This window comes from Robertmurraya sp., assembly GCF_036676585.1.
GTDB lineage: Bacteria > Bacillota > Bacilli > Bacillales > Cytobacillaceae > Robertmurraya_A.
The window spans coordinates 1-8,335 of the sequence record NZ_JAKFCQ010000022.1; the positions used below are offsets into that span (position 1 = coordinate 1).

Sequence of the window (8,335 nt, forward strand, 5' to 3'; positions counted from 1 at the left end):
AAAGGGAAAAATGCAGGTCAAAATGAAGAAGTACTTGTTCAATTTGTGGCAAATGCATACGTAGGTTTAGTGGAATGGTGGTTAAAGAATGGAATGCCATATCCACCACGTGCAATGGCAAAACATGTGGGGGATTTACTAGAGAGAATAGTATAATCTTTTTTCAGAGCAGGGACACCTGCTCTGTTTTTTAAATCCATCTATTTCTAATTTGTTCCTGTCTTTGTATTATTTTTAGTGCATAATGTGTTCCACAAATATAGATTCCCATGATGGATAAGTGATCAATCAAGAATCCTATATAAGATTGGTCATTTGTGTACCAACCAAACGGATTGTAAATTAATAGCTTAGAACCTACTTCTCTCTCAAAGGAAGAATTAACACCGTAAAAAACTATTAAGACAGCCAATACACGCAATAAAATAGTGCGGATACGGCTTTTACCTGTGATTCCTGTCATCCTACGTGCAGAGCTGATGATGATTTCCCACGATAATCCTATATGAACTGCCATGATGATAAATCCCCAATAGGCAGTTTGAACATGTATTTGTCTTAGCGTCATGTCGTTATTTATTATAATAAATGAAAATAGATCGCTAGAAATGAATACAGCACTTATCATCATTACAGACATAGTTGCAAGAAAAAGTAAATTGATTCCAAGTTGTAAAATTCGTCGAAAATTATATTTTCCCTTTAAAATTGCTTTATACCATTTTCTATTTAATAAGTTATGTACAATAAACTGTACAAATACCGTAACCCCAATAAATTCATGAATGGTATTTCCGGTAAGATAGTAAGCCATTGCTAATAACATGAGAACGGTCATTGCAAGATCATTTACCAGTCTAAATATCATCATTCGATTCAATACATGCACCTCTTTCTACGAATAGCAGTCCTTTAATTAGAACAAATCCATTAGCTTTTAAATTGCTCTAAATACATCTTCAAAAGAATTTCATTAATTTTTTCCGTTTTATTCTGATCTTCTATTAAACTATTTTTTTCTTTACTTACATCCTTGGACTCTATTAAATGAGAAGATATTTCTGTTACCTTCCAATCTTTTGTTGGGATAGCCGCAAATGAGGTTTCTGTACTGCTGTTCTTTGATTGTGCAAGCTCCTCTAAATCAAACTCTTTCATTTGATCTAATGAATTTATATATTCATCCCTTTCTTGATTTGCGTGACATGAAAAGCAACGGCCAATATTATCTTCGGCCACTTCTCGGTCAGGAGTAAAATGCTGATATTCCCATTCCCCATTACGTTCTTCAGGCGAGTACTGAGATCCCCAGCCGGTCCGCTTCTCCATCACTAAATAATGTTCAAGCTCTCCATCCTTATATCCTACAAGAGTAATAACTGTACCGCTCGGAAACTCCTCTCCGTTTTGTACTGCTTCTATCGCTTCTTGAGTATTTACATAAATATCTTCATGTATATCTCCTCGATCATAAGTAGCAAAAATGATCCCTTCTTCAAGATCTTCAGGGAATTTAACAAGGTTCGCCCCACTCCCAATTTCAGCGAACTCTTGACCCTGATCGGACTCAGTGCCCTCCTCTTGCTCCCGTTGGGACTCAAAGACCATTGTATTATCGTCATTATTGTTACATGCAGTAAGTGTGAATATTAGGAACAATGTAAGTAGCAGTATTAATCTTAATTTCATAATTTTCTACCTCCAAATTTCAAATCCGAGTACTACTTGGAACCATACTTTTTTATCAATTAGGAAAAGCTATATAAATAATCTATTGATTTAAATCTGTAAGTGAAATTCTGTATAGCTTATCATCATTCTCTTGAGGATTACCGCGACCGTCTCTATTATTACTAATAAAATAAAGATAGTTATCTTCAATTAGAACATCCCTAATTCTTCCTAGACCAGTTATTACTTCACGATGTTGACCTGTTTCAAGGTCAAATTCTAAAACAGCCGACCCTCTTAAAGCTGCAACGTACAAATTATTATTATAAAAGTCCATTCCAGATGGTGCCCAGGTTGATTCATCTTCTTCACCAGATGTAAATAGCGGTGTAACCATTCCTTGCTGCTCCTCATTACCTTCAATAATCGGCCAGCCGTAATTTTGTCCGGCTTCTATTTGATTAACCTCATCATTTGCATCATTCCCATGTTCGCTTGCATAAAACGTTCCGTCATCCGACCATGTGATTCCTTGAGGATTGCGATGACCATAACTATAAGTGTAGGAATTAGGAAACGGGTTATCACTCGGAATGGAGCCATCAAGATTCATTCTTATAATTTTCCCCACTAATGAAGTAGAATCTTGTGCTATACTCTGCTCATAGGCATCACCTACTGTTGCATAAAGCTTTCCATCAGGTCCAATCTTAAGTCGACCTCCATCATGCCAAGAATTACCAGGTATTTTATCAAGTAGTAAATCTTCTTCCTTCCAAACGTTATCTACCAAACGAAGTGTTACAATTCGGTTAAATTGTTCAGATCCGTCCTCATAAGTATAATAACCATATGCTAGTTTCAGTTCAGAGAAGTTAGGATCGAGTACAAAACCTAATAATCCTGCCTCTGAAGTTGCCGAAAGGTCTTCATCGAGTTCTACCTTTTGTCTGTCCATTTGTCCATTTTCTATTTTTACAATGGACCCAGACCTTTCATTTAAATAGAATGTATCTTCATATTTCGCTATAGACCAAGGAGCCTCAAGATTTTCTGCAATCACTTCTCTATCTTCAATATTTTGTACATTGGGAACATTTTGCTGGAAATCTTCTGAGTTTTGTTGTTCAGTTGACGAACAACCAACAAGTAAGAAAGATAATATTATATAAATTCCTAAGTTCTTCTTCATCCTTAATCCTGCCACCTCTAATTTTGTTAGTATGATTTCATCATAAACAAAATAAATTAGAAAAAAATTATAGAAAGATTAGAATTTGATTAGAGATTGTATACATCAAAAAAGGAAGAGCCAAGAAGGTTCTTCCTATAAATCCTCATGTAAAATTTTATAATTATTATGGTGAACAACTGTTAGAATACTTGGTGACTCAATTTTATCAGCATCTTCCTGTGCAATTTCTATAATAACTGAGCGTTCCAATTCTCTCCCATTTTTTTCACCCTTTTTCTCTTATTTCTTTTATCTCTTTATTTAAAGTTATGTCTAAATTTCTTTATTTCACCTTTAGTATCAGATTATGCTTTTTAGATTAGATTAAAATTATAAAAGGATTAAAAATTGATTAGATTTTATTATGTTAAAAAAGGAAGAGCCTTTGGTTCTTAGGCTCTTCCTTCTCTGTTATATTCTATTTACTATTTAACTCTTCTTAATTTTGCTTATCTTATTTGAACAGTTTAAACTATTTCTATCTAATGACGCTTTACCATTAACAAAACTAATTGATTGATTTCCCACGGTTACTAAATTTTCAGATGCTACTTTATCTAGATATAAAATTTCTCCTGAGTATGCATCTACCTTCAAGTTGTATTTGCTATTCTGACTATGCAAATTAACAATGTACATATATTCTTCTGAATTCATATTAAGCTTAATATTCCCAATATCTCCTAAGTATTTTGAGTGAATACTACTTTTTATTTCTGAAGTTGTTAACATCCTGTCTTCTCTATCTCCCAAAATTTGTTGTACTTCTATAGTAAGGAACATAACGGTTAGAAATAATAAGAGAAAAACTACTTTTTTAAGGTTCATTCCGTTTCACCTATTTACCTTAGTCATTATTTTTTAATAAAACACCTTAAATCGGTAAAGTAACAGTAAAACTTGTTCCCTTCCCCAATTTGCTAACGACACTAATGTTTCCTCCATGAGAATCGACAATCTGTTTTGCAATAGATAAACCTAACCCAGTTCCCCCGGATTCCCGATTTCTAGCTTTATCTACACGATAAAAACGATCAAAAATATGATAGATATCTTCTTCAGGTATACCAATCCCATAGTCCTGTACTGTGAAAAATGCATGATCTTTCTTATATCCAACACGTATTTCAATTGGTAAGGTACTGTATTTTAAGCCATTATCAATTAATATAAACAATAGTTGCTTCATTTTTTTCTTATCCGCAATTGCTATAACACTATCATTCGGAGTGTTTACAGAGATTTTTTGACCATAAGTATTCACGAGCAGTTTACTTGTCTCCCTACAAAGTGAAACAAGGTCTACTTTTTCTAAATCTATCTGCAATTCCCCTTCATGATTTGCAAGCATCAGCATTTGCTTTGTCATTTCTTTCATTCGGATTGCTTCTGAGTAGATTGCATCTACAGATTCTTCTAATAACTCCTGATTATTCATTCCCCATCGTTTAAGCATACTCGCATTGCTTTCAATAACCGTTAGTGGAGTTTTTAATTCATGAGAAGCATCAGAGACGAATTGTTGTTGCTTTTCAAAGTTTTGTGCTAGAAAATCAATCATTTTATTGAACGTACTACCTAATTTGTATAATTCATCTTGTGATTGTGTTTTTAACTCCAGTTTTTTAAATATGCTTTTCCTTTGAATTTCCTCCATTGTCTCAATCATCGAATTGATTGGTTCTAAGAAAATTTCACTAAGCATTCTACCCGCTATAAATGAAGGGATAAGAGTAATAAGTGAAGCCATAGTGAGCACGATCCTTAATATTTTTAAACTTTCATATGAAGATTCCAAACTTGCTGTAACTTCTAACATCATAATATTTTCATCGTTCCATATCATGGGAAAACTTGAAACTGCGTACTTTTTACTATTAACTGATTTAATTGCGACTGTTTGTGTATTAGTAAATTTAGGCTTACTATCTGCTAATTCTGTTACCTCTGTAATTGTTATGATAGAACTTGATTCTTCATTAATAATACGAATCATTCCATTTAATGGTAATCGAGAATTCAAAATATCGGTTATATTACTCTCATTAGTGACAGGTTTCAATACCTCGACAATATTTTCTGCCTGCAGTCTTACATGATTTAATTTATCGTTCGTAGTTATTGAGTAAAATAAAAAGTAAATTGCCGTATTAATTAAAATACTAATCAAGAGCACTGAAACGGTTAAATATAAATGGATTTTACTTCGAATACTCAAGAACATTACTCCTTTAAAACATATCCAACACCACGGACTGTATGGATAAGGGGAGAATAGAAAGAATCATCAATTTTCTTACGCAAGTAGCTAATATAAACATCTACAACATTAGTCTCACCATAGTAATCAAAACCCCAAACTTGTGTTAAAATTTGCTCTCGGCTCAAAACATAGTTTTGATGCTTTATCAGATAGATAAGTAAATCAAATTCACGCGGTGTTAAATCTATATTTATAGAATTTCGAGTCACAACTCTAGTATTTTGATTTACTTTCAAATCATTAATAGTTAAAATTTGCTCTTCTCCTTTTTTCTCCATTATTTGGTTTATTCGTAGGCAAGCTCTAATTCTTGCTAACAACTCTTCGATCTGAAAGGGTTTTGTAATATAATCATTGGCTCCATGATCAAGTCCACTAACTTTATCGTAAATAGAATCCCTTGCTGTGAGTAAAATTATGGGTGTCATATCTCCAGAAGTTCTAATTCTTCGAAGAACTTCCATACCATTTATCTCGGGAATCATTATATCTAATAACACAAGGTTCCATTGCTGATTATTAAATAGTTCAAGGCCATCAATTCCAGTCTCTGCTGTTTTAACTTTGTATCCTTCATGTTCGAGTTCAAGTTTTATAATTCTAGAGATTTTTGCTTCATCTTCAATAATCAAAATATTTGGGATGAATTCCTTAAAATCTCCTGTTATATTTATACCAGCTAAAAGGTCTTTAGATATTGACACAATCTACTCCCCCTTCCAATAAAATAAACTTGCTCATTAGTGAACAATTAAAATCAAAAAAAGTGTTTTGTTTAATATAAAAATCAACATTTGTTTATAAGTATAAAATCATAACATATACTTTCAATCATCAAATTACGGTTTTTTGTTGATTACTGAACAAGTTAACTAAAAATGACTATTATATTTAATCAATTTTTTTCTCAAAATTATGTTTGATAATTAATTTATTAATTTAATGAACAATTTCTATTGATTTGTTCATTAAACAACACACTGTTTTCAGTTAACCATTGAATGTAAGATATTACCTTTTATAATTATGTTTAGGAATCAATTTATGCTTGTATAGCAAGGGTTAAGTAACACTTGTAACCGCTTTCGATAAAACGAGAAAGGAAGTCTGTTACCTATGTACAACACTAATAAAATTTTAAAATGAGAATTCGTCTAAACTATTACCTATGTTTTATACAGGAGGGGAAGCGAAATGCCAAAAGCACTTGTAAATGGTGTTAATTTGTATAATTAAAAAACAATTTTCATGTTATTGCCTTAGACTCAAGAGGACATGGGAAATCTGAAAAACCATCAACTTTCACTCTGGAAAACCACGTGCAAGATGTAATTGCACTCATGGATTACCTTAAAATAAATAAAGCCTATATCCTTGGAATATCAATGTGGGTAGCTATATTGCACAAGGAGTTGCATTTAAAGCCCCTGAACGAGTTGAAAAATTGATTTTAGTGTGTTCAAAGTCGAACGGAGAAACCTCATCAATGGCGAGACTTTTCAAACAGAATGAATCAGAACTCAAAGGACTTATTATATCGAGGAGTGTAAATATGGACCGATTGAAAAAAGCGAGGAAACATTCAAAAAGCTATTCGGAGATGGAGTACCTCAACATATGCTACCGATCCTGATTTTCAGGACATTCTGAACTATTTCATTTTTGGGGAAGTTTATTTTCAAGCTAAACTGGCTCTTTTGTTCAATAAGTAAATTTAACATAAAAGGGGCATCATTCCTTCTTGGATTAATGCCCCTTTTACTATGAGTATTTTTTTCACAAAGCTTCATTAGTAATTTTATAATTTTTATGATTGACTATGGTTGTAAGTGGTTGGTTTTTTTCTTTATTGTATCCGTACTCAACAATGACAGAATTTTCTCTTACAACCGTAACATTTCCTTTATAGCTTTCCCCTTCACGCTTAAATAATATATTGTCCCCGATTTTAGCAGTTGCCATTTTATCACCCCGATCTTATTATTTTCAGCAAGGATAAAAAAATGCAGGAACAATTAAAATACAAACTGTAGTTATTGCGAAAAAAAGAAGGCTGCCGTAGCAACCCTTTGTTTAACAATAGCCACCTATTATTTAAGTATATCTGTTCACAAACTTGTAGCTTATATTTATTTATAACAGGAATGCTGCCCCTTTTGTTGAAGAAAAAGGCAGTATCAACGATCCGTTTCTTTAACTCTTGCCCCATTTATTTATCTTTTTCATTAACTGAAAATCATTCCCCGTGTTTGATGAGGAGGAATATGAAAAGATGGAGGGAAAATAGCTTCAGTTATTATTTCACTCAAAATTTTGTTATAATAAAGTGTTTATAACAAAATTGAGGGGGAATATAATTTTTATGTCATTCGAAGTAGGAAGCAAGGTACAAGGTAAAGTAACAGGTATCACTAATTTCGGAGCTTTCGTAGAATTACCGGGAGGCTCAACAGGTCTAGTTCATATCAGTGAGGTTGCAGATAGCTATGTAAAAGACGTTAATGACCACCTCAAAGTAGGCGATCTGATTGAAGTAAAAGTGATTAGTGAGAAAGACGGAAAAGTTGCCTTGTCTATCAAAAAAGCTATTGATAGACCCGAAGAACAAACCTCTTCTTATTCACAACGCCCTCTACGACAAGGAAGAGGTGAAAGCCGTTCAGTAGGCAATTTCAAACCCAAGGAAAATTTTGAAGATAAAATGGCTCGTTTTCTAAAGACTAGTGAAGAGAATTTGTCTACTCTCAAACGGAACACTGGAGCAAAGCAGGGTGGTAGAGGCGGGAGACGGGGATAACGTACCCTGATTATTAAAATTTCATAACATAATTAAGGTAAGCCTCTATAATAACTGGCTTGCCTTCTTTATTTTATCTTTTATAGCTTTAGGTCGTTCAAACATAATTAGGTGAATTCGTGATTATGTGATACACTTTGTTTACCATTTGATTTACTTGCTTTCATTGTGCCCCGCTCATTCAGTGAGTGGGGATCTTTGTATGAAAAAAATAAAAACAGACTCTAAAAAGAGCCTGTTCTCGTTAGTTTTATTATTAAGCTTTACGCACGTTAGCTGCTTGAGCTCCACGTTGACCTTGCTCAACGTCAAAAGTAACTGCTTGACCTTCGTCTAAAGATTTGAAACCTTCGCCTTGGATAGCTGAGAA

11 protein-coding genes and 1 pseudogene are annotated in these 8,335 nt (G+C 33.3%); 3 read left to right on the forward strand and 9 right to left on the reverse strand.

The window, feature by feature from the left end:
• On the forward strand, nt 1-156 hold a 156-nt coding region (locus ACGLXV_RS01560), incomplete at its 5' end, for a TetR-like C-terminal domain-containing protein (RefSeq protein ID WP_391557237.1).
• A 34-nt stretch (nt 157-190) separates the two neighbouring features.
• On the opposite strand, the gene ACGLXV_RS01565 is transcribed toward ACGLXV_RS01560, so the two are convergent.
• The 7 genes from ACGLXV_RS01565 to ACGLXV_RS01595 form a co-directional block, all read right to left on the reverse strand.
• Complete coding sequence (locus ACGLXV_RS01565) at nt 191-871, reverse strand: DUF4405 domain-containing protein (RefSeq protein ID WP_391557238.1); 681 nt, start codon at nt 869-871, stop codon at nt 191-193.
• Nucleotides 872-930: 59 nt separating this feature from the next.
• Entirely contained in the window at nt 931-1,689 is a 759-nt protein-coding gene (locus ACGLXV_RS01570) for a cytochrome P460 family protein (protein WP_391557231.1), read from the reverse strand.
• A gap of 82 nt (nt 1,690-1,771) precedes the next feature.
• Complete coding sequence (locus ACGLXV_RS01575; RefSeq protein ID WP_391557232.1) at nt 1,772-2,863, reverse strand: PQQ-dependent sugar dehydrogenase; 1,092 nt, start codon at nt 2,861-2,863, stop codon at nt 1,772-1,774.
• A 135-nt stretch (nt 2,864-2,998) separates the two neighbouring features.
• Nucleotides 2,999-3,115 carry a DUF2187 family protein gene (locus ACGLXV_RS01580; RefSeq protein ID WP_391557233.1) on the reverse strand — a complete coding sequence of 39 codons (117 nt, stop codon included), beginning with the start codon at nt 3,113-3,115 and terminating at the stop codon, nt 2,999-3,001.
• A gap of 219 nt (nt 3,116-3,334) precedes the next feature.
• The gene (locus ACGLXV_RS01585; RefSeq protein WP_391557234.1) at nt 3,335-3,733 is read right to left on the reverse strand and encodes a PepSY domain-containing protein; all 399 of its coding nucleotides are present in this window, start codon (nt 3,731-3,733) and stop codon (nt 3,335-3,337) included.
• 46 nt (nt 3,734-3,779) lie between these two features.
• Nucleotides 3,780-5,123 carry a sensor histidine kinase gene (locus ACGLXV_RS01590; protein WP_391557235.1) on the reverse strand — a complete coding sequence of 448 codons (1,344 nt, stop codon included), beginning with the start codon at nt 5,121-5,123 and terminating at the stop codon, nt 3,780-3,782.
• Between the two features lie 5 nt (nt 5,124-5,128).
• Entirely contained in the window at nt 5,129-5,812 is a 684-nt protein-coding gene (locus tag ACGLXV_RS01595; RefSeq protein ID WP_391557239.1) for a response regulator transcription factor, read from the reverse strand.
• A gap of 606 nt (nt 5,813-6,418) precedes the next feature.
• Between ACGLXV_RS01595 and ACGLXV_RS01600 the strand changes: the two are divergent.
• Nucleotides 6,419-6,616 (forward strand): annotated as a pseudogene (locus ACGLXV_RS01600) (alpha/beta fold hydrolase); the annotation flags it as partial.
• A gap of 328 nt (nt 6,617-6,944) precedes the next feature.
• On the opposite strand, the gene ACGLXV_RS01605 reads toward ACGLXV_RS01600, so the two are convergent.
• The gene (locus ACGLXV_RS01605; protein WP_119708521.1) at nt 6,945-7,130 is read right to left on the reverse strand and encodes a DUF2187 family protein; all 186 of its coding nucleotides are present in this window, start codon (nt 7,128-7,130) and stop codon (nt 6,945-6,947) included.
• Between the two features lie 400 nt (nt 7,131-7,530).
• Here ACGLXV_RS01605 and ACGLXV_RS01610 point away from each other — a divergent pair, with 400 nt between their 5' ends.
• A complete protein-coding gene (locus tag ACGLXV_RS01610; protein WP_391557236.1) occupies nt 7,531-7,965 on the forward strand; it encodes a S1 domain-containing RNA-binding protein in 435 nt (144 codons plus the stop codon).
• A gap of 256 nt (nt 7,966-8,221) precedes the next feature.
• On the opposite strand, the gene ACGLXV_RS01615 is transcribed toward ACGLXV_RS01610, so the two are convergent.
• The coding region (locus ACGLXV_RS01615; RefSeq protein ID WP_391557240.1) for a cold-shock protein at nt 8,222-8,335 on the reverse strand (114 nt) is incomplete at its 5' end.

Excerpts from the sequence above, each read along its gene's own strand:
- ACGLXV_RS01565 (WP_391557238.1), bottom strand. The coding sequence starts at position 871 with ATGATGATATTTAGACTGGTAAATGATCTTGCAATGACCGTTCTCATG.
- ACGLXV_RS01585 (WP_391557234.1), bottom strand. The coding sequence starts at position 3,733 with ATGAACCTTAAAAAAGTAGTTTTTCTCTTATTATTTCTAACCGTTATG.
- ACGLXV_RS01610 (WP_391557236.1), top strand. The coding sequence starts at position 7,531 with ATGTCATTCGAAGTAGGAAGCAAGGTACAAGGTAAAGTAACAGGTATC.
- ACGLXV_RS01575 (WP_391557232.1), bottom strand. The coding sequence starts at position 2,863 with ATGAAGAAGAACTTAGGAATTTATATAATATTATCTTTCTTACTTGTT.
- ACGLXV_RS01605 (WP_119708521.1), bottom strand. The coding sequence starts at position 7,130 with ATGGCAACTGCTAAAATCGGGGACAATATATTATTTAAGCGTGAAGGG.
- ACGLXV_RS01570 (WP_391557231.1), bottom strand. The coding sequence starts at position 1,689 with ATGAAATTAAGATTAATACTGCTACTTACATTGTTCCTAATATTCACA.